The sequence below is a fragment of the Sphingobium fuliginis genome, assembly GCF_015074805.1.
GTDB classification, from domain to species: domain Bacteria; phylum Pseudomonadota; class Alphaproteobacteria; order Sphingomonadales; family Sphingomonadaceae; genus Sphingobium; species Sphingobium fuliginis.
Map to the genome: position 1 here is coordinate 1121636 of NZ_CP060036.1, position 26956 is coordinate 1148591.

At 67.4% G+C, this 26956-nt stretch carries 24 protein-coding genes; 17 read left to right on the forward strand and 7 right to left on the reverse strand.

The features are described 5' to 3' along the window. Positions 1–161: 161 nt before the first annotated feature. From H5V43_RS21075 to H5V43_RS21085, 3 genes are all read right to left on the reverse strand, one after another. On the reverse strand, positions 162–1871 hold the full coding sequence (locus H5V43_RS21075; RefSeq protein ID WP_025549434.1) for an ATP-binding protein: 1710 nt from the start codon (positions 1869–1871) through the stop codon (positions 162–164). A gap of 193 nt (positions 1872–2064) precedes the next feature. Next, positions 2065–3225, reverse strand: coding sequence for an acetyl-CoA C-acetyltransferase (locus H5V43_RS21080; protein WP_193666838.1), 1161 nt, complete (start codon positions 3223–3225; stop codon positions 2065–2067). Positions 3226–3331: 106 nt separating this feature from the next. Then, the gene (locus H5V43_RS21085) at positions 3332–4093 is read right to left on the reverse strand and encodes an SDR family NAD(P)-dependent oxidoreductase (RefSeq protein WP_025549435.1); all 762 of its coding nucleotides are present in this window, start codon (positions 4091–4093) and stop codon (positions 3332–3334) included. Between the two features lie 99 nt (positions 4094–4192). Between H5V43_RS21085 and H5V43_RS21090 the strand changes: the two genes are divergently transcribed. The 14 genes from H5V43_RS21090 (at position 4193) to H5V43_RS21155 (ending at position 19340) form a co-directional block, all read left to right on the forward strand. Beyond that, on the forward strand, positions 4193–4810 hold the full coding sequence (locus H5V43_RS21090; RefSeq protein WP_025549436.1) for a TetR/AcrR family transcriptional regulator: 618 nt from the start codon (positions 4193–4195) through the stop codon (positions 4808–4810). Between the two features lie 125 nt (positions 4811–4935). Then, positions 4936–5619 (forward strand): TetR/AcrR family transcriptional regulator, encoded by a 684-nt coding sequence (locus tag H5V43_RS21095; RefSeq protein ID WP_025549437.1) that lies wholly within the window; start codon positions 4936–4938, stop codon positions 5617–5619. A 93-nt stretch (positions 5620–5712) separates the two neighbouring features. Then, on the forward strand, positions 5713–7323 hold the full coding sequence (locus tag H5V43_RS21100) for an FAD-dependent monooxygenase (RefSeq protein ID WP_099186604.1): 1611 nt from the start codon (positions 5713–5715) through the stop codon (positions 7321–7323). Continuing rightward, positions 7320–8354, forward strand: a complete 1035-nt coding sequence (locus H5V43_RS21105) for a VOC family protein (protein ID WP_025549438.1) — start codon at positions 7320–7322, stop codon at positions 8352–8354. The genes H5V43_RS21100 and H5V43_RS21105 overlap by 4 nt, the downstream gene beginning before the upstream one ends. A 26-nt stretch (positions 8355–8380) precedes the next feature. Further along, positions 8381–9367, forward strand: a complete 987-nt coding sequence (locus tag H5V43_RS21110) for a fumarylacetoacetate hydrolase family protein (RefSeq protein WP_052816705.1) — start codon at positions 8381–8383, stop codon at positions 9365–9367. Between the two features lie 494 nt (positions 9368–9861). Next, positions 9862–12207 carry a TonB-dependent receptor gene (locus H5V43_RS21115; protein WP_025549440.1) on the forward strand — a complete coding sequence of 782 codons (2346 nt, stop codon included), beginning with the start codon at positions 9862–9864 and terminating at the stop codon, positions 12205–12207. Between the two features lie 4 nt (positions 12208–12211). Beyond that, positions 12212–13225, forward strand: coding sequence for an NADP-dependent oxidoreductase (locus tag H5V43_RS21120; protein ID WP_244968698.1), 1014 nt, complete (start codon positions 12212–12214; stop codon positions 13223–13225). A gap of 5 nt (positions 13226–13230) precedes the next feature. Then, the gene (kce, locus tag H5V43_RS21125; RefSeq protein ID WP_025549441.1) at positions 13231–14157 is read left to right on the forward strand and encodes a 3,5-dioxohexanoate:acetyl-CoA acetone transferase; all 927 of its coding nucleotides are present in this window, start codon (positions 13231–13233) and stop codon (positions 14155–14157) included. 25 nt (positions 14158–14182) lie between these two features. Then, a complete protein-coding gene (locus tag H5V43_RS21130; RefSeq protein ID WP_025549442.1) occupies positions 14183–14623 on the forward strand; it encodes a nuclear transport factor 2 family protein in 441 nt (146 codons plus the stop codon). Positions 14624–14648: 25 nt separating this feature from the next. Next, positions 14649–15377 (forward strand): SDR family NAD(P)-dependent oxidoreductase, encoded by a 729-nt coding sequence (locus H5V43_RS21135; protein WP_025549443.1) that lies wholly within the window; start codon positions 14649–14651, stop codon positions 15375–15377. Between the two features lie 19 nt (positions 15378–15396). Beyond that, positions 15397–16128 carry a glucose 1-dehydrogenase gene (locus tag H5V43_RS21140; RefSeq protein ID WP_025549444.1) on the forward strand — a complete coding sequence of 244 codons (732 nt, stop codon included), beginning with the start codon at positions 15397–15399 and terminating at the stop codon, positions 16126–16128. 16 nt (positions 16129–16144) lie between these two features. Further along, positions 16145–17314, forward strand: coding sequence for an acyl-CoA dehydrogenase family protein (locus H5V43_RS21145; RefSeq protein ID WP_103001635.1), 1170 nt, complete (start codon positions 16145–16147; stop codon positions 17312–17314). Next, on the forward strand, positions 17311–18381 hold the full coding sequence (locus H5V43_RS21150; RefSeq protein ID WP_025549446.1) for a phosphotransferase: 1071 nt from the start codon (positions 17311–17313) through the stop codon (positions 18379–18381). The genes H5V43_RS21145 and H5V43_RS21150 overlap by 4 nt, the downstream gene beginning before the upstream one ends. Positions 18382–18500: 119 nt before the next feature. After that, entirely contained in the window at positions 18501–19340 is an 840-nt protein-coding gene (locus H5V43_RS21155; RefSeq protein WP_200887622.1) for a pirin family protein, read from the forward strand. Positions 19341–19460: 120 nt separating this feature from the next. On the opposite strand, the gene acs is transcribed toward H5V43_RS21155, so the two are convergent. The 3 genes from acs to H5V43_RS21170 form a co-directional block, all read right to left on the reverse strand. Next, entirely contained in the window at positions 19461–21413 is a 1953-nt protein-coding gene (acs, locus tag H5V43_RS21160) for an acetate--CoA ligase (protein ID WP_025549447.1), read from the reverse strand. Between the two features lie 9 nt (positions 21414–21422). Further along, the gene (locus tag H5V43_RS21165; protein ID WP_025549448.1) at positions 21423–21890 is read right to left on the reverse strand and encodes a pseudoazurin; all 468 of its coding nucleotides are present in this window, start codon (positions 21888–21890) and stop codon (positions 21423–21425) included. 61 nt (positions 21891–21951) lie between these two features. After that, on the reverse strand, positions 21952–22494 hold the full coding sequence (locus H5V43_RS21170) for a rhodanese-like domain-containing protein (RefSeq protein WP_025549449.1): 543 nt from the start codon (positions 22492–22494) through the stop codon (positions 21952–21954). Between the two features lie 105 nt (positions 22495–22599). Here H5V43_RS21170 and H5V43_RS21175 point away from each other — a divergent pair, with 105 nt between their 5' ends. The 3 genes from H5V43_RS21175 to H5V43_RS21185 all read left to right on the forward strand — a co-directional run bounded on the left by H5V43_RS21175 (position 22600) and on the right by H5V43_RS21185 (position 24589). After that, the gene (locus tag H5V43_RS21175; protein WP_037482691.1) at positions 22600–23373 is read left to right on the forward strand and encodes a quinoprotein dehydrogenase-associated SoxYZ-like carrier; all 774 of its coding nucleotides are present in this window, start codon (positions 22600–22602) and stop codon (positions 23371–23373) included. Next, positions 23370–24317, forward strand: coding sequence for a quinoprotein relay system zinc metallohydrolase 1 (locus tag H5V43_RS21180; RefSeq protein ID WP_025549451.1), 948 nt, complete (start codon positions 23370–23372; stop codon positions 24315–24317). The genes H5V43_RS21175 and H5V43_RS21180 overlap by 4 nt, the downstream gene beginning before the upstream one ends. A 65-nt stretch (positions 24318–24382) precedes the next feature. After that, on the forward strand, positions 24383–24589 hold the full coding sequence (locus H5V43_RS21185) for a hypothetical protein (protein ID WP_025549452.1): 207 nt from the start codon (positions 24383–24385) through the stop codon (positions 24587–24589). Here the strand turns inward: H5V43_RS21185 and H5V43_RS21190 are convergent. Next, positions 24586–26889 (reverse strand): TonB-dependent receptor, encoded by a 2304-nt coding sequence (locus H5V43_RS21190; RefSeq protein ID WP_025549453.1) that lies wholly within the window; start codon positions 26887–26889, stop codon positions 24586–24588. The two genes, H5V43_RS21185 and H5V43_RS21190, sit on opposite strands and share 4 nt — an antisense overlap. Positions 26890–26956 lie beyond the last annotated feature (67 nt).

The following is a 26956-nucleotide window of genomic DNA, read 5'->3' on the forward strand; positions in this document are numbered from 1 at the left end:
AGCGAATGCGCCCTGGGTCGCGTCGTCCGATCCACGGCAAAGTCATCCTGTTCAGGGATAGCCTGAATAGAGTGAAGCGAAGCGCCACAGGACATATCCGGGCCAGGCCGGCGCCAAGCTTTTCTCCGCAGAGGGGCCGTGACCCCGAAACAGGATGCGGATCAGGCTGCCTGCGCCCGCGCCGCGGCTATGCAGGCCTGCAAGTGATTATGCCGGAAGGGCTTGGACAGGCGCGTGATGTCGGGCGCGATCAGGTCAACCCCCTCATAGCCCGATATGATCAGCAACGCGATGTGCGGATGATCGGCCCGCAGGCGCAGCGCCAGTTCCACCCCCGTCATGCCCGGCATGATATGGTCGGTGATCAGGATGTCCGGCCGGTCGCCGGATTCGATCATGCTGAGCGCGCGTTCGGCCCGGTCGGTGTCGACCACCTCATAGCCCATGTCGATCAGCATCTCCCGCGTGCTATTCCGGACGAGATCGTTGTCGTCCACCAGCAGCACCTTGCCCGAACGCTCTTTCGGTCCCTCCTCGACTGCTGGGGAAGCCGCCTTCACGGCAGGCGCCCGCTCGACGGGCAGCCATAGCCGGACGCTGGTGCCCTGCCCCACGGCGCTGTCGATCTCCACCGTGCCGCCAAGCTGGGCGGCAAGGCCATGGACCATGGAAAGGCCAAGCCCCGTGCCATGGCCGGACGGCTTGGTCGTGAAGAAGGGCTCCATGGCCGCCGCCTTGACCGCCGGGGTCATGCCGGTGCCGGTGTCGCTGACGGTCAGGCAGACATAGGGACCGGGCGTCAGCGCGGCGGGCAGGCGGCTTTGGCGCGCCTGCGCCTTTATGCTGAGCGCGCCGCCGTCGGGCATGGCGTCGCGGCCGTTGACGGCCAGGTTGAGCAGCGCGACCTCAAGCTGATGGGCGTCCGCGCGCACCGGCGGCACCATCGGCTGGAGATCGACGGACAGCGCGATCCGCGGTCCCAGCGTGCTGGTCAGCAAGGCCTGCATCCCGCCAAGCAGGTCCGACAGGTCGACCGCCTTTGCGGTCAGGGGCTGGCGGCGGGCAAAGGTCAAGAGCCGCTGCACCAGCGTCTGCGCGCTCTCCGCCGCCTGCATCGCGATGGTCGCATGCCGCTCGATCGATTCGGGCGTCCGCTTGCCCGACAGGATCAGGTCCAGCCCGCCGACGATCGGCATCAGCAGATTGTTGAAGTCATGGGCGACATGGCCCGTCAACTGGCCGAGCATGTCCAGCTTCTGGACCTGGCGCAGGCTGTCCTGCGACCGCTCCAGTTCCGTGGTGCGTTCCCGGACGCGGCGTTCGAGCTGGTCGTTCAGCGCTTCCAGCGACGCAAACAGCCGCCCGTTCTCCAGCGCGGTGGACGCGGCGCGGGCCAGCGCCTCCAGCAGAGCGATCTCATTGTCGGTGGGCTGCGCGAATTCGGACCAGTAGGCGCCCAGAGCGGCCATGGGTTCGATGCGGCCGATCGGCACCATCACCATCGACCGCACGAATGTGGTGCGATAGGCCTCCACCGGCACGCGGGGATCGTCGAAGACGTCCGGGATCACCGCCGTCCGATGATGCTCCATCGCCCATCCGGACACGCAACTCGATGCCGGGAAGCGCTGTCCCGCCCAGAGCGGTTCCATCGAATCTTCAGCGATATAATGACACTGGTCCTCGTCGCGCAGGACGACCGCGATGCCGTCCGCCCCCACCGCGCGGCGCGCGAAGGCCCGCAGGACATTTATGATCGCTTCCATCGACCGCGCGCCGGCCAGCGCCTCCATGGCTTCGGCGGCTATGGTCCATCGTGCCGCCAGCGCCTTTTGTTCGGCACCCCGTTCGCTTGCCAATTTCCTGTCCATCGACAACCTTCTGCATCGGAACCGCGCGTCTTTCTAACATCGGACGGCGTCGATCACAAAGCGATTATGATCAATGGCTTAGAGGCGGCCTGGGTTTGCGGCCCGTCAACTCATCCTTAACCCTGTTCATCCGCCGGTCCGCCGGCGCGGGCGCCGGGCGCGCAAGCCCGCGACGCCCGCTCCGCAGGAACCGTCACAATGCCTCGACGATGGTCACATTGGCGATGCCGCCGCCTTCGCACATGGCTTGCAGCCCATAGCGCTTGCCCCGCGCCCTCAATCCATGGACAAGGGTCGCCATCAGCTTCGTCCCGCTCGCGCCGAGAGGGTGGCCCAGCGCGATCGCACCGCCATGGACGTTCAGCTTGCCCGGATCAGCGCCCAGCACCTTCAGCCAGGCCATGGGAATGGAAGCGAAAGCTTCGTTCACTTCGAACAGGTCGATCTCGTCCAGGCCCAGCCCCGCCCGGCGCAGCGCCCTTTCCGTGGCCGCAATCGGTTCCTCCAGCATGATGACGGGGTCGCCCGCCGTCACCGTCAGATTATGGATGCGCGCCAGCGGCCTCAGGTCGAACCGCTTCAGCGCCTCCTCATTCGCGACCAGCACGGCGGAGGCGCCATCGGTCATCTGGCTCGCATTGCCGGCGGTGATCGTGCCGCCTTCGGTCAGCGTCTTGAGCCCGGCCAGCGCCTCCATCGATCCATTGGCGCGCACGCCCTCATCCTGCGCGAAGCGGCCGTCCGGCGTGTCGACCGGCACGATCTCGCGCTCGAAAGCGCCCGCGGCGATGGCGGCCGCGGCCTTGCGATGGCTCTCCAGCGCGTAGGCGTCCATGTCTTCGCGGCTGAAGCCATATTTGTCGGCAATCGCCTGCCCGCCATGGTACTGGCTGAACTCGTTGACGCCGTAGCGCTCGCGGATGCTGGCGGGCCATGGCCCTTCCCCAATTCCCGCCTGCGCATGCAGATTGAAGTTGGAGCCCATCGGCACGCGCGTCATGCTTTCCACGCCGGCCGCGATCACCAGATCCTGCGTGCCGGACATCACCGCCTGCGCCGCGAAATGCAGCGCCTGCTGCGACGATCCGCACTGCCGGTCGATGGTGACGGCGGGAACGCTGTCGGGCAGCTTCGACGCCAGCACGACATTGCGGCCGAAGGCGAAGGATTGTTCGCCGCCCTGCGTGACGCAGCCCAATATGACATCCTCGACCGCGGCGGGATCGATGCCGCTGCGGTCGACCAATGCGTTCAGCACCACGGCGCCCAGATCCGCCGGATGAACGCCCGACAGCGCGCCCTTGCGCTTGCCGGCGGCAGTACGCAGCGCCTCGACAATATAGGCTTCGGCCATTTTCAGCTTCCTTCGACATGAGGAGGAGCGGCGGACCAAACCGGTTCCCCGCTCCAGAAGGCGGCAGGCGCGCGCGTGGAACCAGCGCTTCGCCTGCCGGGGCCGCTCAACGCGGCGCCATTCGGATCGCGCCGTCCAGTCGGATGACCTCGCCGTTCAGCATGGGATTGGCGATGATGCTGTCCACGAGCTGCGCATATTCGTCGGGCTTCCCAAGGCGGCTGGGATGCGGCACCTGCGCGCCCAGCGCATCCTGCACATGCTGGGGGAACGCCTCCAGCATGGGCGTCAGGAAGATACCCGGCGCGATGGTCATCACACGGATCTTGTGCTGCGCCAGGTCGCGGGCGATGGGCAGGGTCATGCCGACGACGCCGCCCTTGGAGGCGCTATAGGCGGCCTGGCCGATCTGGCCGTCGAACGCCGCAACCGACGCCGTGTTGACGATGACGCCCCGCTCACCCTCGATCTCGTCCGCCTTCGCCAGGGAAGCCGCGAAGCGGGCGATCATGCAGAATGTCCCGATCAGGTTCACTTCGACGGTCCGCCTGAACACGTCCAGCGGATGGGGCGCATGCTCCTTGCCGACGGTCTTGATCGCCGGCGCGATCCCCGCGCAGTTGACCAGGATGCGCGCGACGCCGTGCAGCGCCTCGGCCTGTTCGAACGCTGCCGCGACGGCGCCCTCGTCCGTCACGTCGACCTTCATGAACTGGCCACCAATGGCGTCGGCATGGGCCGCCCCCAATTCGGCGTTCAGGTCGAACAGCGTCACCCTGGCGCCGCCCCGCGCCAGACGCGCGGCGGTGGCTCCGCCCAATCCCGACGCGCCGCCGGTGACGATGGCAGCCATTCCCTTCAGATCCATTTCAGCCTCCGGAAACTCATGAGTGACTCATGCACTTTTGGGTGTATTGCGTCGCGCCGGGTTTCCTGTCAACGCTCCGATGGAGAAAAGAGGACATTGATGCACGCCGCTTCACCATTCCGCACCCCCGCCCAGAAAGAGGCGGAGCGCCTTGCCAAGCGCGAGGCCGTGCTGCGCGCGGCGGTGCGGATGTTCAACGAACGCGGGTTTCACGCGACGTCGCTGGACGACGTCGCCGCCAGCCTGGGCATATCCAAGCGCACCATCTACCACTATCTGGCCAACAAGGATCAGGTGCTGCTGGAATGCGTCACCATCGGCCTGCAGCAATTGCTGGAAGCGGCCGATCAGGCCCGGCGGGAGCCCGGCGACGGCCGCCATCGGCTGACGCGCTTCCTGCGCCGCTATGCCGAGGTCAACATGGACGATTTCGGGCGATGCGTGATCCGGACCGGGGACGAAGTGCTCTCGCCGGAAAGCAGGCCGCGCTATCGCGCGCTGAAGCGGGAGATCGACAATGCCTTGCGCAGGTTGATCGAAGACGCCGTTGCCGATGGTTCGATCGCACGGATCGACGTGAAGATGGCTGCTTTCGCGCTGGCGGGGGCGCTCAACTGGCCGGGGCGCTGGTACGATCCGGAAGGGGCGATGCCGGCCGGGACCGTGGCGGAAAAGCTGGTCGACATTCTGGTTTCGGGACTCGATCCGCGCGATTGACTTGGGTAGAGCGTGCGCGAAGGCGGCTTGCCCTCCTTCCAACGTCGATCCCGATCACGGCGGCAGGGCGGGATGCCGGGGGACACGGGCACGCTTCCGCTTCACGGCTGCAATTTGGAGGCTCAATGGCAGAGACAAACCGCAAAAAGGCCCCGGACGAAAGCGCCGCCGCGAAACAGCCCGGCCAGCGGCGGAAGACCAACCGGCGCGAACAGCAGCGGTCCGTCGAAACGCGCCAGGCGATATTGGAGGCGGCGCTCAACGAATTTGCCGAGCGCGGGTTCGACGGCAGCAGCGTGCGCCGCATCGGGGAACGCGCGGGCCTGGAATATACGCTGATCACCTATCATTACCGCACCAAGGAGGCGCTGTGGAAGGCGGTGGCCGAATATGCCTTCGAGCAGATCGAGACCATGTGGGACGAGGCCATTCCCCCCGATTCCCGAATGTCCGCGTCAGAGCGCGTGCGGGCCGAGTTCCGGACCTTCCTGCGCTTCACGGTCGAACATACCGCGTTCCACCATTTCATGCTGCGCGAGAATCAGGGATCGAGTCCGAGAATCGGTTGGCTGGTCGAGAAGGTTCTCAGCAAGACCCGCGACCGCATCCTGCCCCAGATCCGGGCGGCGCAGGCGGAGGGCCAGCTCCTGCAGGGCGATCCCGATCATGTCTATTACATGCTCATCGGCATGACCTCCACCCTGTCGTCGCTCAACCGCGAAATGGCGGAAACCATTGGCTTTTCCATCAGGAATGAGGAGGCCGTCGAACGCTATTGGAACCTCGTCGAACGCGCTGTCTTCAAATAAACTCCACGACTGTAGAGTTTTTATGGACTCCTGCGGCAGGGCATGTTAGCCCTGCTCTCCAGACGGCAATGACCGTGATGGAGAAGATGCCCCGTGGATGTTCCAGTCATCGTAGCGGGTGGGGGGCCGGTCGGCCTTACCACCGCATTTGAGCTTCAAAGCCGCGGCGTTCGCACGCTGCTGCTCGAACGCAATCCCTCGACCACGCGCCATCCGAAGATGGACGTGACCAATGGCCGCAGCATGGAGCTGTTCCGCCGCATGGGCATTGCGGAGAAGATACGCGACGTCGCCGTGCCGCGCGGCAATCCGATGGACGTTTCCTGGGTGACGCGGCTGAACGAGTGGGAACTGGCCCGCTTCCGCTATCCCGACGTCGAAAGCTGGCGGGAAGAAATCCGCGCCAACAATGACGGGTCGCAGCCGCTGGAACCCTATATGCGGTTGAGCCAGGTCGTCCTGGAACCGCTGCTGCGCGGGTTGCTGGAAGAATCTCCGCTGGTCGAAATGCGGTTCGGCTGGGCGGTCGAGGGCTTCGACGACGATGGCGAAGGGGTGACGGTCCATCTGCGCGAAGTCGCGACGGGGCGCACCGAACGGCAGCGCTGCGCCCTGCTCGCGGGCTGCGACGGCGGCGGCAGCATCATCCGCGAGAAGCTGGGCTATGCCTGGGACGGGCAATATAATGTCGCCCGCTTCTTCATGGTGCATTTCCGGTCGGAGGCGCGCGACCTGCTCCAGCGCTTCGGCATCGCCTGGCATTATCAGTCGCCCGCCGGCAGCACGCTGATCGCGCAGGACGATGCGGAGATCTGGACGCTCCACTGCATGCTGCCCGAAGGGGCGGACGCGGCGGCCATCGATCCCCGGCAACTCGCCTTCGATGCGTTGGGCCGGGAATTCCCGATCGAGGTGATCCAGGCGAACCCCTGGTCGCCGCATCTGGTGCTGGCGAACGGATATGGGCGCGGGCGGGTGTGGATGGCGGGCGATGCCGTGCATCAGGTGATCCCGACCGGCGGTTACGGCATGAACACCGGGATAGGCGACGCCGTCGACCTCGCCTGGAAATACGCCGCCATCCTGCAGGGCTGGGGCGGCCCCGCCCTGCTCGACAGCATAGAGGCGGAGCGCCGGCCGGTGGGCCGCGCCATTGTCGACGCGTCGCGCCTGCATATGGGCGTGCGCCTGAAGATCGCGGAAGCCTATGCCCCGATCATCCATGACGACACGCCGGAGGGGGCCGCCGCGCGCGACGCCTATGGCGCGCTGATCGCGGAACTCGGCAATGCGGAGAATGAATCGCGGGGCATCGAACTCGACCATCGCTACCGCCAGTCGCCGATCGTCTGCCATGAATGCGACGAACCGGAATGGCGGCTGCGCGATTATGTGCCCAGCACCTGGCCGGGCATGCGGGCGCCGCATCTGTTCCTGGAGGATGGCAGCGCCATCTTCGACCGGCTGGGGCCCTGGTTCACTTTGGTCCGCTTCACCGACGCCTCGGCCCAGCCGCTGCTCGACGCCGCGCGCGAGCGGGGCGTGCCGGTCGACCTGCTCGACATTCGCGACGCGCATGCCCGGCGGATCTACGAGCGCGATTTCGTGCTGATCCGCCCCGACCAGCATGTCGCCTGGCGCGGCGACGCCATGCCGGAAGACCCGATGGCGGTGATCGACCGGATCAGGGGAGCAAGGTCATGATCGGTCAAGTCGACCCCATCGTCCGGGCGGACGCCGTCGTCCATGTGAGCTTCGAGCGGCGCGACATCGACGCCATGGCGCACTTCCTGGAGGATTTCGGCTTCGTGCCGGTCGCGGGCGGCAGCGGCGGGCAGCGCCATTTCCGGGGCTATGGACCGCAACCCTATTGCGTCGAGCTGATCGCATCGGAGCGGGATGCCTTCGTCGGCTTCGGCCTTGCCGCCAGGGACCGCGCCGATCTCGATCGGCTGTCCACCGCCACCCAGTCGCCGGTCGAAGCGACGGATGCGCCGGGCGGCGGCGAGCGGGTGCGCCTCTTCGATCCGGAGGGCGTGCGCGTCGACCTGCTCTGGGGCGCGGCGCCGCTGGAGCCGCTGCCGGTGCGGGAGCCCTTGACCGAGGTCAACTCGCCCGTGGCCAGCCGCCGCATCGACAGGCCGGTCCGGACGCCGACCGCGCCCGCGCCGGTGTTCCGCATCGGCCATGTCGTGCTCCAGACGCCGGACTTCGAACGGACCGCCACCTGGTACCGGCGCCATTTCGGCTATCTCCCGACCGACGTCGCGACCGTGGGCGAGGATGCGCCGGTGCTGGGCTTCTTCCGCTTCGACCGGGGCGCGGAGCCCGCCGACCATCACAGCCTCGCGCTGCTCGCCGGGCCGGAATCGCGCCTGCTGCACATCTCGACCGAGACGATCGACGTCGATGCGGTGGGGCAGGGCCAGCAATATCTGCGCGGCAGGGGCTGGAACCATTATTGGGGCATCGGCCGCCATGTGCTCGGCAGTCAGGTCTTCGATTATTGGAAGGACTCCGCCGGGGACGAATGGGAACATTATGCGGACGGCGACCTGATGACCGCCGATTATCCGACCGGTTTCCATCCGCTGTCCCGCGGCGACCTCTGGTCCTGGGGCGACGACCTGCCCGATTCCATGCGGCCGCCCGCCCCCGCCCCGGCCGACGCCCCCCCGCTCGTCCGCAATATCGTCGACGCCCTGCTGGCGCCCCCGCGCCCCTGGCTTCGCTGACATCCCCATTGGAATGCAGGAGTAGAATGATGGCATTGATGATCGTCCGCTATGATGAAGGCGCGGGCCCGCGCTGGGCCGTGCTGACCGGCGATGCGCCCGAGGGGCCGGCCGACCGGGTCGAAGGGCGGGGCATTGCGAGCGGCGCGAGGACCCTGGGCGAACTGATCGGCGCGATCGAAGCCGCGCCGGACCTGACCGCCACGGGCGAGGCGGTGCGCTTCGCCGCGAGCGCCCTGCTGAGCCCCGTCACCCCCGATGCGACGCTGATCTGCCAGGGGCTCAACTATGATGAGCATGCGGCGGAGGCCGGTCATCATGTGCGCAAGGAGAACCTCCTTTTCGCCAAGGCGAGTTCGTCGCTCTGCGGCGCCTATGCCGACATCGTCCGTCCCAAGGGGGTCGAGCTTCTGGATTATGAGGTGGAGGTCGGCATCGTCCTGCGCCGTCCGCTGGAGGCGGGAACCACCGTGACGGCCGGCAATCTCGGCTCCTATCTTGCCGGCGTGGTCCTGTGCAACGACGTGTCGGCGCGCGACACCATGTTCGGCGCGTCCTTCATGCAATGGTTCCAGGGCAAGAGCTATCGCACCTTCTGCCCGGCCGGGCCGGTCTTCTATCTGCTCGAACCCGAAGAGGTCGCGGCGACGGTCGACAATCTGGAACTTTCGCTGACCTATGACGGAAAGGTCCGCCAGTCCGCCAACACTGGACAGCTGATCTACAAGCCCGCCGAAACGCTGACCCAGATCGCGGCGATCATGGACCTGAAGCCCGGCGACATGGTGCTGACCGGAACGCCGGGCGGCGTCATCGCGCAAGGCACGCCGGGCCTGATCGAACTGCTCAAGACCAACCTGCTGAACGACGCCGCGCGCCGCGATGGCATGCGCGTCGAAATGAAGACGCTGGGCCGGTTCCTGCAACCGGGCGACGAGCTCAATCTGACGCTGCACGACGGGGTCAGCGGCATGTCGCTGGGCGGGCAAAGAAGCCGGATAACAGGCGCGTAAATGGGAGGCTGAGAAATACTCCACATATGTAGAGTTTTATATTGACACAGCCCGCCGGCATGGCATTCTACGGTCACAGAAACCCGAAAAGAAAAGCCGAGCCGACAGGGCGAACCGGCGGCGCCGAGATTGTCCACGACATCAAGGCGCCGCATCGAAAGACCGCCAACCGCCCCTGACCCCCACGATCGATGCGGGGCGGGGCGGCAGGACAACAGGGCTTTCCGGAGAGGAAATGCGATGTTCATCGAGAGCATTTGGTATGTCGCCGCCCGCTCGCGGACAATCGGCGCGCCGCGATCATGCGCCCCACTTCCGTCCGACCGTTCCGGCCCCGCCGGTCTGGCGCCTTGCCCGGCGGCTGTGGAAGCGCGCCCGCCGCTGACCTGAACGAAGGGCATGCGGCCCGGGAAGATGCCGCGCCAAGGAATGAACAAACAACCCGGCTGCCCCACCAGATCAGGCAGTCAGGGCTTGAACGAGGGAGAGGAAAAATGAGGAAGCCCATATGCGTCCTGCTCGCGACCAGCGCGCTCGTCGCTCCGCTGTGCAGCCATGCGCAATCCCCGGCCGAACAGGCCGAAGCCGCGCCGCAACGCGACCTTGCCGTGGGCGAGATCATCGTCACCGCGCAGAAGCGTGAGGAACGGCTGAACGACGTGCCGGTCTCCATCACGGCGGCCTCCGCCAGCCAGCTTGAAAATGCGGGCGTGACCCAGCCGTCGGACCTGGTGAAGATCGTTCCCGGCTTCACCTATCAGCCGAGCGCCTATGGCACGCCGGTCTTCACGATGCGCGGCATCGGCTTCTACGACGTCGCCGTCGCCGTGGCCCCGGCGGTCAGCGTCTATGTCGACCAGGTGCCCCTGCCCTATCTCGCCATGACGCAGGGGGCGTCTCTCGACGTCGAGCGCGTCGAGGCGCTGAAAGGGCCGCAGGGCACATTGTTCGGTCAGAATTCGACCGGCGGCGCGATCAACTATATCGCGGCCAAGCCGACCGACCACCTCGCCGCCGGCATCGACCTCAGCTATGGCCGGTTCGACCAGGTGGATGCGCAGGGCTTCGTCAGCGGCCCCATCGCGGCCAATCTGAAGGCGCGGCTCGCGGTGCGCCACGAATATCGCGACGGCTGGCAGATCAGCCAGACCCGCCCGTCCGACCGCCTCGGCCGCCGGGACTATTCCACCGCCCGCCTGCTGCTCGATTGGGAGCCCACCGACACGCTGCGCTTCGAATTCAACGCCAATGGCTGGATCGACCGGAGCGAGACGCAGGCGGCGCAGTTCGTGAAATATGCCCCGACCGTGGCTCCGTCGGCGGGCGGCTATACCGACATCACGGCAGAACTGGAAGCCGCCGTCCCGGCCCCCAACCGCAGCCGCATCGCGGACTGGGACACCGGCGCCGACCTTCGCCGCGACGACAGCTTCTACCAATTCTCGCTGCGCGGCGACCTGGACGTCAGCGATGCCGTGACCCTGACCTCGATCAGCGCCTATTCGCGGTTCAGGCAGCGTTCGCCCAGCGACACCGACGGCGTGCCGCAGAATAATTTCCTGCTGACGATCAACGCCGACATAGAGACGGTGTCGCAGGAATTGCGGCTCGCGGGCATGGCGGGTCCGATCCGCTGGATGCTCGGCGGCAATTACAGCCACGACACCACCGGGGACGACCAGCGCGGCGATTATGTCGCCAGCAACAGCGGCGTGGGGCCGTTCCGCTACACATCCTTCATCAACAGCAACCATCAGAAGATCTCGACCAAGGCGGTGTTCGGCAGCCTCGACTATGAGCTGACGGACAGGGTGACGGCGCAGGTTTCGGCGCGCTACAGCGACCAGCGCAACCGGTTCAGCGGCTGCCTGCTGGACGTGGGGGACGGCCTGATCTCCAACGCGTTCAGCTTCCTGTCGAACCTGTCGCGCAATTTCGATCCGCCGACGGTGGCGCTCGCGCCGGGCGCCTGCGCGACGCTGGGCGAAGTCGGCTATGGCACGCCCTTCATCCCGGTGCCCAGCGTCGAAAAGTCGCTGAAGGAGGATAATATTTCCTGGCGCGCCAGCCTCAACTGGAAACCGAATCCCGACAGCCTGCTCTACGCCAACGTCACGCGCGGCTATAAGGCGGGCAGCTTCCCGACGGTGCCCGGCCTTTTCCCCAGCCAGTTCGACCCGGTGACGCAGGAATCGGTGCTCGCCTATGAGGCCGGCTTCAAGCTTTCGCTGCTCGACCGGCGGCTGCAACTGACGGGCGCGGGCTTCTATTACAAATATGACGACAAGCAGATCATCGGCTACATCACCACCGCCTTCGGCAATCTGCCCGGGCTGGTGCAGGTTCCGAGGTCGAGCGTCCGCGGCGCGGAGCTGAGCGTCAACTGGCGGCCCGTCGACGGGCTGACCTTCAATGGCGGCGCGACCTATGTCGACTCGCGCGTCGACCGGAGCTTCCTCGCCAACGATCCCTATGCCGCCGTCGTCGACATCAAGGGCGAACCCTTTCCCAGCACGCCAAAATGGCAGCTCAACGGCGATCTCGACTATCGTTTCGCGCTGACCGGCAATCTCGACCTCTCGCTGGGCGGCAATGTCCGCTACCGCTCGCGCAGCGTGGCGGCGTTCGGGGGAGCGCCCGAATTCGCCCTGCCCGGCTATGCCGTGCTCGACCTGCGGGTCGGCATCGAAAGCCCGGACAGCGGATGGAAGTTCCAGCTCTGGGGCCGCAACGTCACCAATAAATTCTACGTCACCACCGTCACCCATGTGGTCGATACGGTGGCGCGCACCACCGGCATGCCCGCCACTTATGGCGCGACGCTCAGCTACAGCTATTGATGCGATGAACCATGCCGTCATCCTTGCGCGCCGTCCGCAGGCCATTCCCCAGAGCGAGCATTTCGCGCTGGAGGAACGCCCCATGCCCGTTCCCGCCGATGGACAGATATGGGTGCGCAACCATTATCTGTCCGTCGAGCCCGCCATGCGGGGCTGGCTGAGCGATGCGAGCAACTATTCCGACCCGATCCATGTCGGGGACGTCATGCGCGCCTTCGCCGTCGGAGAGGTGGTGGAATCGCGGCATGGCGATTTCGCGCCGGGCGACAGGGTTATGGGCCTGTTCGGCTGGCAGGAGCATGCGGCGGTCGACCCGTCCGCCATATTGCTGCGCGTCCCGGACACCGATCTGCCGCTGTCGCTCTATCTGGGCATATTGGGGCTGAACGGCGTCACCGCCTATTTCGGGCTGCTCGATATCTGCGCCCCCCGTCCCGGCGAGACGGTGCTCGTCTCGACGGCGGCGGGTTCGGTGGGGTCGTGCGTGGGCCAGATCGCCGCCATATCGGGCTGCCGCACCGTCGGCCTGGCGGGCGGGCCGGAAAAGCGGCGCCAGTGCTTGGACGAGTTCGGCTATGACGCCGCGATCGACTATCGCGGCGAGCCCGATCTGGATGCCGCCATCGCCCGCGCCTGTCCCGACGGGGTCGACATTTATTTCGACAATATAGCCGGGCCGATCAGCGACGCGGTGCTGCGCCATTTGCGCCTGCATGCGCGGATCGCCGTTTGCGGCACCGCCTCCATCGCAAGCTGGGATCCCTGGCCGCAGGGCGCCCGGCCCGAGCGTCACCTGCTGGTGAAGCGCGCGACGATGCGCGGATTCCTGACGTTCGACTATGCCGATCGCTTCGATGAGGCCGTCGCCCAATTGTCGGCCTGGCTGCGCGAGGGACGGCTGCATTACCGCGAGGACATATTGGAAGGGCTTGGCGAGGCCCCCGGCGCGATAGCGCGCCTCTATTCCGGGCAGAATCAGGGGAAGCTGCTGATCCGGCTTCCCGCAGCGAAGGATTGAACCGCGTGTCGAAGGTCATCATCAGTTGCGCCCTGACCGGCGCCGTCCACACCCCCACCATGTCCCCCCATCTGCCGGTGACGCCCGACGAGATCGCGCAACAGGCGATCGAGGCGGCCGAGGCGGGCGCATCCGTCCTCCATCTTCATGCGCGGGACCCGGAGACGGGCAGGCCGACGCCCGATCCCGATGTGTTCATGCAGTTCCTGCCGCGCATCAAGCAGGCGACCGACGCGGTGGTGAACATCACGACGGGCGGCGGCCAGGGCATGTCGCTCGACGAGCGGCTCGCCGCGCCGCTGCGCGCATCGCCGGAGCTTTGCTCGCTCAACATGGGATCGATGAATTTCGGCATGTATCCCATGCTGGAGCGTTACAAGAGCTTCCAACATGACTGGGAAGCGGCGCATCTGGAGGCGTCGCGCGACTGGATCTTCAAGAACACCTTCAGGGATATAGAGCTGATCCTGGAGCGGCTGGGCAAGGGTCATGGCACCAAGTTCGAGTTCGAATGCTACGACACCGCCCATCTCTATACGCTCGCCCATTTCCTGGACCGCAAGCTGGTGACGCCGCCGCTGTTCGTGCAATCCATCTTCGGCCTGCTCGGCGGCACCGGCGCGGACACGGAAAACCTGCTCCACGCCAGGCGCATCGCGGACAAGCTGTTCGGGGACGATTATCGCTGGTCGGTCATGGCGGCGGGCAAGCACCAGATCCCCTTCGTCACCATGGGCGCGATCAACGGCGCGAACGTCCGCGTCGGGCTGGAGGATTCGCTCTATGCGGGCAAGGGACGGCTCGCCCGGTCCAATGCCGAACAGGTGCGGCTGATCCGGTCGATCCTGGAGCCTTTGTCGCTGGAGGTGGCGACACCGGCGGAGACGCGTGAGATATTGGCGCTGAAGGGCGGCGACAATGTCACCTTCTAGAGCAATCGACAGGGAGGGAGAGCCCATGGCCGAGCAGCAGGACCATTCGCCCCGCATCATGGCGGTGATCGACTATTTCCGGCGGGGCGACGCGGGTCGGCCCGACATGCTCGACGGGTTCACCGACGATTTCGAATTTTTCTTTCCCAAATTCGGCATCGGCCGGGGTCGCGATGACTTCATGGCCTTCGCCGCCGGCCTTGTGGGTTCGTTCAAGGCGTTCGGGCACGATATTGACGGGCTGCGCTTCATCGAGAGCGGCGACAGCGTGGTGGTCGAAGGCACCACGCGCGGCGAAGACAGGGAAGGCGCGACATGGGAAGGCGGCACGACGCCGGGCGGGCGCTTTTGCAGCGTCTTCGAATTTCGCGGCGCGCTGATCGCCCGCATGCACATCTATCTCGACCCCGATTACACCAGCCGGGACGAGGCGCGGTTCCTGTGGGGCAAGGACCGGCGCTGGTGATCGCCATGAAGGAGGAGAGGTTCGCATGAGCAGGCTGCAAGGCAAGGTCGCCCTGATCACGGGCGCGGCAAGCGGCCAGGGCGCGGCGGAAGCGCGGCTGTTCGCGGCGGAGGGCGCGAAGGTGGTCGTCACCGACCTCAACGAAGCCGGAGCGGCGGTCGCCGCCGAACTGGGAGCCAACGGTCATTTCGTTCGCCATGACGTGGCGGAACAGGCCGATTGGGCGCGGGTCGTGCGCGAGGCGGAGGAGCGCTTCGGGAAGATCGACATTCTGGTCAACAATGCGGGCGTCTACAAGCCCGCGCCCTTGCTGGAGACGGACGCCGCGCTGTGGGACCTGCACTATCGCGTCAATCAGCTCAGCGTCTTCCTGGGGATGCGCGCCGCCGCGGAGGCGATGGCGAAGACCGGCGGCGGCGCCATCGTCAACATCTCGTCGGGCGCGGGCCTGGGCAATGTTCCCGGCATCTTCGCCTATGCCACCAGCAAATGGGCCGTGCGCGGCATGAGCAAGCTGGCGGCGTCGGAACTCGCGCCGCTCGGCATCCGCGTCAATTCGATCCATCCCGGCATCATCGACACGCCGATGCTGGGCGAGAACACGCCCGAACGGCTGAAATTCTACGAGGACATGATCCCCATGAAGCGCATCGGAACCACCGACGAGGTGGCCCGGCTGGTGCTGTTCCTCGCCTCCGACGAGGCGAGCTACGTCACCGGCGCGGAAATCACCGTCGACGGCGGGATCGGCTGAAGGATCGAAAGGACATCATATGGGGCGGTTGCAGGGCAAGGTTGCCATCATCACCGGCGGGGGGCGCGGCATCGGCCGCGCCACCGCGGAACTCTTCGCCCGCGAGGGCGCGCAGGTTCATGTCACCGACGTCAACCCGCCCGACGCGCCCTATGACGATCCGGCGATCCGCTTTTCCATCATGGACGTCGCGAACGAAGGGCAATGGGCGGAGCTGGTGGAGGGCATCGTGGCGCGTCATGGCGCCGTCGACATCCTCGTCAACAATGCGGGCATCGGCGGGTCGCAACTGCCGCTTGCCGATGAGAATCTGGCCGACTGGGACCGGGTGATCGCGGTCAACCAGACCGGCGTCTTCCTGGGCATGCGCGCCGTGCTGCCGGGCATGCGCGCCAAAAGGGCGGGGTCGATCGTCAATTTCTCGTCGATCTGGGGGATCGCGGCGGTCCCCGGCGCGGCCGCCTATCATGCGTCCAAGGCGGCCGTCCGGCACCTGACCAAACATGCCGCCGTCACCTATGCGCCGGACAATGTGCGGGTGAACTCGATCCATCCCGGCATCATCGCCACCCCCATGGTGCTGGAGGATCAGGCGGAGGAAACCAGCGCCGGGGTGGTGGCGGCGACGCCGCTGGGACGCATGGGCCAGCCGATCGAACTGGCCAATGGCGTGCTGTTCCTCGCCAGCGACGAATCCAGCTTCATGACCGGCGCCGAACTGGTGATCGATGGCGGCTATCTTGCGCAGTGACGCGGCTATCGCATCCATGACGCGGGATAGTCTGGACGAACTGCTCGCGCGAACGGACGCCTTCATCCGCGACGTGGTGATCCCCTTCGAAACCGACCCCCGGATCGGCGGTCACGGCCCATCGGACGCGCTGGTCGAGGATTTGCGGGCGCGGGCGCGCCATGCCGGCCTCATCGCCCCCCATCTGCCGCCGGAACTGGGCGGACAGGGGCTGGACCATGCCGCGACGGCGCGGCTGTTCCGGTCGGCCGGCTATTCGCCGCTCGGACCGCTGGCGATGAACCTGGCGGCCCCGGACGAGGGCAATATGCACCTCCTCGCCCGCGTGGCCACCCCGGCGCAGATCGACCGCTTCCTCCGGCCGCTTGCCGCCGGGACGACGCGGTCGGCCTTCCTGATGACCGAACCGGCGGACGAGGATGGGGCCGGTTCCGACCCCTCGATGCTCAGGACCGTGGCGCGCCCCGATGGCGACCATTGGATCATCGACGGGCGCAAGAGCTTCGCGACAGGCGCGGAGGGCGCTGCCTTCTCGATCGTCATGGCGCGCACGGGGGAGTCGGCCACCATGTTCCTTGTCGACATGGACAGCCCCGGCATCACCGTCGAGCGGCTGCTCGACACCATCGATGGGACCATGCCCGGCGGCCATGCCGTCGTGCGGCTCGACGGCGTGCGGGTGCCCGCGACCCGGATACTCGGGGAGGTCGATCAGGGCTTCCGCTACGCGCAGGTGCGTCTGGCGCCCGCGCGCCTCACCCATTGCATGCGCTGGTGGGGCAGCGCGAGGCGCGCGCACGACATCGCCCGCGGCTATGCCGTCAAGCGACAGGCCTTCGGCAAGCCGCTGATCGACCATGAGGGCGTGGGCTTCATGCTGGCGGACAATCTGATCGACCTGAAACAGTCGGAACTGATGATCGACTGGTGCGCGGGCGTGCTGGACTCCGGCGCGCCCGGCATCATCGAAAGCTCGATGACGAAGGTGGCGGTATCCGAAGCGCTGTGGCGGATCGCGGACCGCTGCGTGCAGGTCATGGGCGGGACCGGGGTGAGCGGCGACACGGTGGTAGAGCAGATATTCCGCGAAATCCGGGCCTTCCGCATCTATGACGGACCTACGGAGGTGCACAAATGGTCGCTCGCCAAGGCCATCGGGCGCGCCCATCCGGGGGACGTGCCATGAGCACCGGTGAAGCGGAAAACGCCGGCACCGTCGCCGTTCGGGAGGCGCACCGGTTCGATGAAGCCGGTCTGGCGCGATGGATGGCGGATCATGTCGATGGCTATTCGGGACCGCTCCGCGTCGAACAGTTCAGGGGCGGGCAGAGCAATCCCACCTACAAGCTCGTCACGCCAGGTCGCCACTATGTGCTGCGCCGCAAGCCGCCGGGCCGGCTGGTAAAGGGCGCGCATGCCGTCGAGCGGGAGGCGCGCGTGCTGTCCGCGCTGGGATCGGCGGGATTTCCGGTCGCCCATGTCCATGCCCTCTGCGTCGACGAAGGGGTCATCGGCACCCCCTTCTATGTCATGGACATGGTCGAGGGGCGGATATTCTGGGACGCCAGCTTCCCGCAGGTCGCCAGCCATGACCGCCCTGCCTATTTCGACGCGATGAACGAGACGCTGGCCCGGCTGCACAGCCTGGATTATGCAGCGATCGGACTGGCCGACTATGGCCGCCCCGGCAATTATTTCCAGCGTCAGATCGACCGCTGGTCCAGGCAATATCTGGAGGATGCCGATGCCGGGCGGGACCGGAACATGGACCGGCTGGTCGAATGGCTGCCGGCGCATATTCCGCCGGACGACCAGACGTCGATCGTCCATGGCGACTTCCGTTGCGACAATATGATCTTCCACCCCACCGAACCCCGCGTCCTGGCGGTGCTCGACTGGGAATTGTCGACGCTCGGCCATCCGCTCGCGGACTTCGCCTATCATGCGATGATGTACCGGATGCCGCCCCACATCGTCGCGGGACTGGGCGGCATGGATATCGCCGCGCTCAACATTCCCACCGAGGCGGAGTATGTGGCCTCCTATTGCCGCCGGACCGGACGGCAGGCGATCCCCGATCATGATTTCCACGTCGCCTTCAACTTCTTCCGGCTGGCGGCGATCTTCCACGGCATCAAGGGCAGGGCGCTGCGCGGCACCGCCGCCTCGGCCCAGGCGCGCGAACGGGCGAACGCGTTCCCGGAACTGGCCGAACTCGCCTGGATGCAGGCGGAAAGGGCGGCGGCAGGGTGACGCGCCGGGCGATCGTTCCGGATATGGCAACGATGCTTTGAGGAAATGGGCCTGGCATCCCGATTCCCGCCGCCATAAATCATCGTCTCGATCGCTGCGGAGCAGGAACAGGAAGCATTATGGCAACCCTTCATGGAATGATGGCCGGCACGGCGGCCCCCCGCCCGGTCGTTCATCGCACGCGCGGCAGCGGACATGGTTCGATCGTCCGGCTGATGAGCCCGTCCGATCTGGGCCGCTATCTGAAGCCCTTCGTGTTCCTCGACCTGTTTGCAGGCGACATGCGGCAGCTTTCCGCCGCCATGCCGCTGCATCCCCATTCGGGCATCGCGACCGTCACCGTCTTCACCGAAGGGGACGTGACCTATGACGATCCGCAGGCGGGCACCGGCACGCTGGCCTTCGGCGGCGTGGAATGGATGCGCGCGGGCGGCGGCGTCTGGCACGGGAAGGAACTGTCCGCCGGACGCTCGGCGCTGATGCAGGGCTTCCAGCTCTGGATCGCCCTGCCGCCCGAACTGGAGAACGGACCGGTCGACAGCCAATATATAGAGGCGGACCATATGCCCATGGCCGGCCCCGCTTATGTGATCCTGGGCCGACACGCGGGCGCGCAGAGCCCGGTCCGCGCGCCTGACGGGATCACCTATCTGCTGGTCCGCCTGCAAGCCGGGGAAAGCTGGACCTACGCACCGCCCCCCGGCCATTCGCTCGCTTGGGCGGCGGTAGCGAAGGGCGGTCTTTCCGGCTCCGCCCCGATAGCGCAGGGCGAGATGGCGCTGTTCGAGCCGGGAGAGGAGGCGATCACGCTCCAGGCGGGCGATGCGGGCGCGATCTTCGTCCTGGGTCCGCACGGCCGCATCCCCATCCGCTTCACCTCGGTTCCTATTCGGTGCACACGACAGCCGCCGCCCTTGCGGAGGGCGAAGGGCGGATCGCGGAGATCGCCCAGCGGCTGAGGCAGGAGGGCCCTGCAAGGACGGCATCGGGAAGCGTGCCGGTCTTCCGCTAGAGCGATTTCCAGACGATCGGAACCCGCCAAGGCTGCGGGTTTCGATGAGACCCAGGGGCCGAAAGCATCACCGGGCCCGGTTCCGGATCAATTCCTCCACAATGGCCGGCTCGGCCAGCGTCGATATGTCCCCCAGCGCCTGGGGCGACACCTCGCCCTCCGCGATCTTGCGCAGGATGCGGCGCATGATCTTGCCCGAACGGGTCTTGGGCAGGCCGGGGGCAAACTGGATCACGTCGGGCGTCGCGATCGGCCCGATCTCGCTGCGCACCCATTTCACCAGCGCCTGACGCAGTTCGTCGGTCGCTTCCTCGCCGCTGTTCAGCGTCACATAGGCGTAGATGCCCTGTCCCTTTATGTCGTGCGGGAAGCCCACCACCGCCGCCTCCGCCACCGCCTCGTGCAGCACCAGCGCGCTTTCCACCTCCGCCGTGCCCATGCGATGGCCCGACACGTTGATCACGTCGTCGACGCGCCCCGTGATCCAATAGTCCCCGTCCGCGTCGCGCCGGCAGCCGTCGCCGGTGAAGTACAGGCCCGGATAGGTGGTGAAATAGGTCTGGAAGAAGCGCTCATGATCGCCCCACACGGTCCGCGCCTGCCCCGGCCAGCTCCGCGCGATGCAGAGATTGCCTTCCCCCTCGCCCTCCACGGCGACGCCATTGCCGTCGACCAGCAAGGGCTCGACCCCGAAAAAGGGCTTGGTCGCCGCGCCCGGCTTCAGGTCCGTCGCGCCCGGCAGCGGCGTGATCATGTGGCCGCCCGTCTCCGTCTGCCACCAGGTATCGACAATGGGGCAGCGCCCCTCGCCCACCACCTCATGATACCAGCGCCAGGCTTCGGGATTGATCGGCTCCCCCACCGTGCCCATCAGCCGCAGCGAGGCGCGGCTGGTGCGGGTCACATGTTCGTCCCCCTCCTTCATCAGCGAACGCAGCGCCGTCGGCGCGGTGTAGAGCGTCGTCACCCGATGCCGGTCGACCACTTCCCAGATGCGGCTGGGCGTCGGCCAGTTCGGCACCCCCTCGAACATCAGCGTGGTGCCGCCATTGGCGAGCGGTCCATAGACGATATAGCTGTGGCCTGTGACCCAACCGACATCGGCGGAGGACCAGAAGACCTCGCCCGGCCGATGGTCGAAGGCAAGGTCGAAGGTCATCGCCGCCCAGAGCAGATAGCCGCCGGTCGAATGCAGCACGCCCTTGGGCTTGCCCGTCGATCCGGAGGTGTAGAGCAGGAACAGCGGGTCTTCCGCCGCCATCGCCTCTGCCGGACAGTCGGCGGAGACCTCAGCGGCCAGTTCGTCATAATAGGCGTCCCGCGCGGGGTCCATCGCGACGTCCCCGCCCGTCGCCCGGACGACAATCACGCGTTCCAGCCCCGGCGCCAGAGCCGCCGCCGCGTCGACATTGCGCTTCAGCGGCACGATCCTGCCGCCCCGCCGCCCCTCATCGGCGGTGATGACGATCCGGCTGTCGCAATCGCTGATCCGTCCCGCCAGCGCCTCGGGCGAGAAACCGCCGAACACCACCGAATGGATCGCCCCGATCCGCGCGCAGGCGAGCATGGCGAAGGCCGCCTCCGGAATCATCGGCAGATAGAGCGTCACCCGGTCGCCGCGCCCCACGCCCGCGCCTTTCAGCACATGGGCGAAGCGGCACACCTCTTCATGCAATTGCCGGTAGGTGAAGCGCCGCGCCGGTTCCTCCGGATCGTCCGGTTCCCAGATGATCGCCGCCTGATCGCCGCGCGTCTCCAGATGGCGGTCCACGCAATTGGCCGACACGTTGAGCATGCCGTCGCTGAACCAGCTTATGCCGAAATCCCCTTCCGCAAAGCTGCTCTCGTCGGCGCGGGTGGGTTCGCGCAGCCAGTCCAGCCGCCGCGCCTGCTCCAGCCAATAGGCGTCGGCGTCATCCAGCGATCGGCGATAGCCCGCGGCATAGGCGGCGGCATCGACCTTCGCCTCCGCCGACCAGGCCAGCGGCACGGGATAGACAGGGGGAGCTGTTGTCAGCATCGGCGGATCTCACTTCACTTTGGCGAGCGCGGCGGTCATCCGCCTGGCGGCGAAGGGCGGCAGCTTCACCGCCTTGGCCGCCGCGAGATCGGCCGGGGCCACCTTGCCCACCTGCACCAGCGCGACCATGCCCATCGAATAATGCGGCATGCACTTGATGCCGTAGAGGCCGGGCTTGGTGACGGTCAGCACCGCCTCCTTGTTCATCGCGCCCTTCATCGGGGTCGCGCCGGCCGGCAGCATGTTCGCGATGGTTTCGGCATTATGGCTGGGATTGGTCGGCTGGAAACGGATGGTGTCGCCCACCGCCGCCTTCACGAAGGACGGCTCGAACACCATGGCGCCGTCCGCGCCCTGGTTCTTCATATGGACGACGATGTCCTTCGCCTGCGCCGACAGCGGCGCCAGCGTCAGGAGCGCGGCGGCGGCAACGCCGCCCAGGGTGATGCGAATGCGGATCAAGGCTCTCTCTCCCATGCAAACATGCTTGGGCAAGTGATGACGCAGCGCAGCGGACCCCCGCAATGGGCCATTGGTCCTAGGGCGCGCGCCCCTCCGGCGCCACTCGAACCAAGGGCCGCCCCAGGTCGCGCCAGCCGTCCGTCCCCTCCGCCAGCCACCAGACATTGCGATAGCCCATGGCGCGCAGCCGCCGCGCCGCGTTCCAGCTCATCCAGCAATCGGACCGGCAGAAGACGACCAGCATGCGATCGCGCCGGCCACCCGTCAGCCGCCGCACGCCGGCCGCGAACCAGAGCGCGATGTCGGGCTCCGGCACGCCCCTTCCCGCTTCGGGGAACCAGCGAGCGCCCGGAATGCTCTCATGCTGCGCCGCCAGCCGCCAGCGCCCGTCGCTCTCCCGATGCCCGCCCTCGGCCGGCAGGACGTCGAGGAACAGCGCATCCCGGCCCGGCCGCAGGGCTGCGGCGGCGGCCGGCGCGATCCGCCCGACCCCGGCGGGCGGGCGGGAGACCGGCGCGCGATAGGCGGCGATCCGATAGCCGTCAGGCGCGAACAACGGCTCCGCCGCCACGGGCGCCGCGCAAAGCAGCAGAGCACCGGCCCAGATCGTCCTCCTCATCCCGCTTCCCTCCCCATCCGACCCAAGGACCAATGGTAGCGCATTGCGCCAGCCTTTAGACCTGCACCAAGGGAGAAGGATGTGAAAAGGCGAAGCTACGCAGCCATGACCCTGGCCCTGCTCGCGCTGGCGGCGGGGGCGGGCGCATCCACGCCCGCCGATCCGCTGGAATCGCCGATGTGGGAAGCCCATGCAAAGCTGCTGTTCGGCAACGATCCGGTCCGCTTCGACCCGCGGGTGAAGGTCGATTTCCCCCAGATCGCGGAGAACCAGCGCAGCTTCCCGGTCGCCATCGACGCCCGCGCGATCCCCGGCGTCCGGCGCATCGTCCTGATGGCGGACCTCAACCCGATCCCGATCGCGGTCGACTATCGCCCGACGGACAGCGAAGCCTATCTCGCCACCCGCATCAAGCTGGACCAGCGCACCCCCGTGCGCGGCGCGGTGCAGTTGGCGAGCGGCGAATGGCTGGTGTCGGGCGGCTGGATCGACGCGGCGGGCGGCGGCTGCTCGACGCCCCCGGTCAGCCGGGTCAAGGGCGACTGGGCGGACCATCTGGGCGAGATCAGGGGCGAGGCCTGGCCCGTCGCGGGGCCGGTCGACGCCAGCCGCCTTCGCCTCAACTTCCGGCACCCGATGGACACCGGGCTGGTCGACGCCATTCCCACCTATCATCTGGAACGACTGACCGTCAGCGACGCCGCCGGTCGCGAACTGGGCCGGATGGAAATCTGGGCCTCGGTCGCGGAAGATCCGGCCATCACCCTGATCCCCCATGCGGCGGCGGGCGACATGCTGGCCGTCGATGCCCGCGACACCAATGGACGCGATTATCACGCGGCGCTGGCCGTCGCGCGCCAGTCGCCCCTGCCGCGATGATGCTGACCCGGCGCAGGCTGATCGCGGGGAGCATGGCGCTGGCCGCCATGCCCGCGCAGGCGCGGCGCAGCTATGCGATTGCCCCCGTCCCGGTCGCGGACGGCATCTGGATGATCCACGGCGCGGACGCCCCCATAGAACCGGCCAATGGCGGCGCCATCGCCAATATCGCCATCATCGCCACGCCCGCTGGAACAGTGCTGTGCGACTGCGGCCCGTCGCTCGCCTATGGACAGGCGCTGCGCAAGGTGGCGGAGGGACTGACCGGCCAGCCGGTGGTCCGCGTCTATGTCACCCATCTGCATCCCGACCATGGCATGGGCATCGCCGCCTTCGATCCCCGGATCGTCGCGGCCCTGCCCGGCACGATAGAGGCTCTGGCGCGTGAGGGGCGCGGCTATTTGGACGCCATGTACCGGCTGCTGAACGACTGGATGCGCGGCACCGAACTGGTGCTGCCGGGCCGGCCGATCGCCGCCGGACGGGAGGAGTTCGGCGGGCGAGGGCTGCGGCTGCTGGCGCTTTCAGGCCATAGCGGCGCGGACCTGGCGCTGCTCGACGAACGCAGCGGCGTGCTGATCGGCGGCGACCTCGTCTTCCACGACCGCGCGCCCAGCACCCCGACCGCCGACCTCCCCGGCTGGCGCGCCAGTCTCGACCGGCTGGCGCGGGAACCGCATGGCGGCCTGATCCCCGGCCATGGCCCGTTCGATCCCAGCGGCCGGGCCGCCATTGCCCAGACCCGCGACTGGATCGACTGGCTGGACGAGGCGCTGACGCAGGCGGTGCAGTCGGGCCTCGACATGGTGGAGGCGGGCGAACTGCCGATACCGGCGCGCTTCTCCACCATGGCGGCGGCGCGCTATGAGCTGCAACGCAGCGTCTCCCACCTCTATCCGGGACTGGAGGCGCGGCTGCTGCCCCGCATCGACCGGCCCGGCTGATCCGCCCCCGGAACTAACGCCCCGTTCGCGCGTTCGGGCGCTGGTTAAAAAGGGGGGAGGATGCGATGCCCACGTCGGAATTCTTCAGGGAACAGGCGGAATTGTGGGAACGCCGCGCGGGCGCCGAAATGTCCCGCCACGCGCAGGACGCCGCCCTGGCCGCCGCGCGCAAATGGCATGACGACGCGAACTTCGCGGAGATGATGACGATCGGCCTCGTCGCCACGCCGCAGCCGGAAGCCCTCGTCGACCAGCCAGTCATCAAGGCCTAGAACCGCGCCTTCACCCCCGCATACCAGCGGCGCGGCGCGCCCGGCCCATAGGCGCGCGGATTGGACGCATCGGGGGCCTGCGCCATCTCCACCTCCCCGACGTCGCTGAACGTGCCGAAGGTCGCATATTTGCGGTCGAACGCATTGTGCAGTTCCCCGAACAGCGTCACCCCCGGCGCCATGTCGATCCCGGCGCGCAGGTTGACCAGCGCATGGCCTTTCAGCCGCGGCTGGTCATTGCCCTCGTCACCCACCAGATATTGCCCCGTCCGCGCGATCAGGTCGCCGCCGACCGACCAGCCGCGCCCGGCATAATCCAGCGACAGCGTCGCACTGTGGCGCGGAATGCCGGGCAACCGGTCCCCCGGCTGGACAAAGATCACCCCGTCCCCGTTCGCCGCCGGATTGGCGGGGCTGGAAAGCGCCAGGTCATGACGGTAGGTCGCATCGGTGAAGGCATAGCTGAACGCCCCCGAAAGGCCGCCGCGCACCGCCTTCAGGGTGAATTCCACGCCCTGCCGCCGGGTCGCGCCGATATTGCGGAACCAGGCGCGCCCCCGAATCGCCGACGCGACAAACTGAATGTCGTCGCGGTTGCGCGTGCGATAGGCGGACAACAGCCATTCCAGTCGGAACCCGCCCCATCGGCCCCGCCCGCCCGCGCCCGCTTCCCAGCTCCTGGCGACGATCTGCTTCAATGGCGGATCGGCGATGAAGAAATTGGCGAGGCTGCACGGCGCATTCTCGTCGGCGCAGGACAGTTCGGCCGGCGTCGGGGCGCGATTGCTCTCCGCATAGCCCACCCTCAGGTTCAGCCCCTCCGTCAGCCGGTAATCCAGTTCCAGCCCGGGGTTCAGCCGCCTGAACCGATGATCGCCGTTGAGCGCCGTGCCGATCCGGTCGCGCATCGCAATCACCACATGATTGTAGCGCAACCCGATCTCCGCCGAGAGCCGGTCGGTCAGCGGCAGCCGGTCCTGCGCGAACAGCCCCCAATAGCCGGCATGGGCGACCAGACCCACCGGCCCGATCGCGCCGTCCGCCTGCACGATGGCCGGCCCCAGCCCCTCGACGCCGCGATCCTCCGTCAGCGCAGCCAGTTCGGTCGAGGCGCCGAAGCGGCTGCGGCTCGTGTCATAGCTCATGCCGATGGCAAGGTGATTGCGCCCGCCCCACAGCGGCCGCTCGTCGATCATCTGGACCAGCACGCCCATCGCCCGGCTGTCCAGCCTTCCCCGATTGAGCACGCCATAGCCCTCGCCGCCCAGCACATCGGCAATCGTGCGGCCGTCCGCATCGGTCAGCAACGCCTCGTCCGCCCCCTCGACGGTCTCCAGGCAGAGCAGCCCGTCTTCGCACCCCTCTATGTCGGCGGCGTCGCCGTTCACCGTGCGCAGCTTCAACCGTTGCGCATAGAGCGTGCCCTCGATCCGCATCCCTTCCCCCAGCGCGACCCAGGGATGCAGGCTGATCCGGCCATAGCGCGCCCTGGCATTGTCCGGCCAGGTGAAGACGGCGCGCCGGTCCACCGCCAGCAACTCGACCGGCGCGACGCCATTGCCCGTCAGGTCCGTGTCGGCGCCGATCCACTTCAGATGCAGCCCGCCGCTCGCGGTGTCGAAACCCAGATCGGCATAGCCATTATGGAGGGTGGAGGGCGAATGGTCGCGCCAGCCATCCTCATGGCTGTACTGGAACGCGCCGAATGCGCTGAAATCGCCCTTCCGGAACCCGCCCGCCACGCTCGCCTCCCGCGAACCGAAGCGTCCGCCGGTCAGGCTCGCCTCCAGCCCCGGATCGCTGGTCCCGGTCTTGGTGTCGATCACCATCGCCCCGCCCAGCGCGTTCAGGCCATAGACGGCGCTGCTGTCGAACAGGGTAAGGCTGCGGATCGCCGCCTCCGGCAACAGGTCGAAGGCGACCGTGTCGCCAAAGGGCTGGTTGAATCGCGCGCCGTCGAGATAGACCGCCAGCCCCTGCGCCTGCCCCTGCAGCGGGGAGGCGGTGAAGCCGCGATAGACCAGATTGGGCTGCCACGGATTGCCCTGCGCGTCCTGCAGGGTGACGCCGGCGATGGACCGGGTGAGCGCGCCCAGCAGATCGGGCGTTCCCGCGCGGCTGATGTCCGCGCCGGTCAGGCGCAGCGCATCGTCGGCATCGATCGCGCCGCCGGGGGCCGTGACGACGATCGGCTGCCGGTCCGCATCGGCGCCGGCGGTATCCGCCCATGCGTTCTGCGCGGTGGCCTGCCCCGCCAGAATCGCCCATGCCGCGCCGGCCAGCCACATGCCCTTCCTCATCCCCGTGCCTCTTCTTCTTTGTTCCCCAACGGCCAGGCCATTGTCCAGCCATGAAAATGGGGCCGCA

Coding starts and splice junctions, on each gene's coding strand:
- acs (WP_025549447.1), bottom strand. CDS start 21,413: ATGCTGACAACAGCTCCCCCTGTCTATCCCGTGCCGCTGGCCTGGTCG.
- H5V43_RS21165 (WP_025549448.1), bottom strand. CDS start 21,890: ATGGGAGAGAGAGCCTTGATCCGCATTCGCATCACCCTGGGCGGCGTT.
- H5V43_RS21075 (WP_025549434.1), bottom strand. CDS start 1,871: ATGGACAGGAAATTGGCAAGCGAACGGGGTGCCGAACAAAAGGCGCTG.
- H5V43_RS21080 (WP_193666838.1), bottom strand. CDS start 3,225: ATGGCCGAAGCCTATATTGTCGAGGCGCTGCGTACTGCCGCCGGCAAG.
- H5V43_RS21135 (WP_025549443.1), top strand. CDS start 14,649: ATGAGCAGGCTGCAAGGCAAGGTCGCCCTGATCACGGGCGCGGCAAGC.
- H5V43_RS21185 (WP_025549452.1), top strand. CDS start 24,383: ATGCCCACGTCGGAATTCTTCAGGGAACAGGCGGAATTGTGGGAACGC.
- H5V43_RS21120 (WP_244968698.1), top strand. CDS start 12,212: ATGAACCATGCCGTCATCCTTGCGCGCCGTCCGCAGGCCATTCCCCAG.
- H5V43_RS21130 (WP_025549442.1), top strand. CDS start 14,183: ATGGCCGAGCAGCAGGACCATTCGCCCCGCATCATGGCGGTGATCGAC.
- H5V43_RS21140 (WP_025549444.1), top strand. CDS start 15,397: ATGGGGCGGTTGCAGGGCAAGGTTGCCATCATCACCGGCGGGGGGCGC.
- H5V43_RS21145 (WP_103001635.1), top strand. CDS start 16,145: ATGACGCGGGATAGTCTGGACGAACTGCTCGCGCGAACGGACGCCTTC.
- H5V43_RS21115 (WP_025549440.1), top strand. CDS start 9,862: ATGAGGAAGCCCATATGCGTCCTGCTCGCGACCAGCGCGCTCGTCGCT.
- H5V43_RS21105 (WP_025549438.1), top strand. CDS start 7,320: ATGATCGGTCAAGTCGACCCCATCGTCCGGGCGGACGCCGTCGTCCAT.
- H5V43_RS21180 (WP_025549451.1), top strand. CDS start 23,370: ATGATGCTGACCCGGCGCAGGCTGATCGCGGGGAGCATGGCGCTGGCC.
- H5V43_RS21175 (WP_037482691.1), top strand. CDS start 22,600: ATGACCCTGGCCCTGCTCGCGCTGGCGGCGGGGGCGGGCGCATCCACG.
- H5V43_RS21090 (WP_025549436.1), top strand. CDS start 4,193: ATGCACGCCGCTTCACCATTCCGCACCCCCGCCCAGAAAGAGGCGGAG.
- H5V43_RS21170 (WP_025549449.1), bottom strand. CDS start 22,494: ATGAGGAGGACGATCTGGGCCGGTGCTCTGCTGCTTTGCGCGGCGCCC.
- H5V43_RS21110 (WP_052816705.1), top strand. CDS start 8,381: ATGATGGCATTGATGATCGTCCGCTATGATGAAGGCGCGGGCCCGCGC.
- H5V43_RS21085 (WP_025549435.1), bottom strand. CDS start 4,093: ATGGATCTGAAGGGAATGGCTGCCATCGTCACCGGCGGCGCGTCGGGA.
- H5V43_RS21150 (WP_025549446.1), top strand. CDS start 17,311: ATGAGCACCGGTGAAGCGGAAAACGCCGGCACCGTCGCCGTTCGGGAG.
- H5V43_RS21190 (WP_025549453.1), bottom strand. CDS start 26,889: ATGAGGAAGGGCATGTGGCTGGCCGGCGCGGCATGGGCGATTCTGGCG.
- H5V43_RS21095 (WP_025549437.1), top strand. CDS start 4,936: ATGGCAGAGACAAACCGCAAAAAGGCCCCGGACGAAAGCGCCGCCGCG.
- H5V43_RS21155 (WP_200887622.1), top strand. CDS start 18,501: ATGGCAACCCTTCATGGAATGATGGCCGGCACGGCGGCCCCCCGCCCG.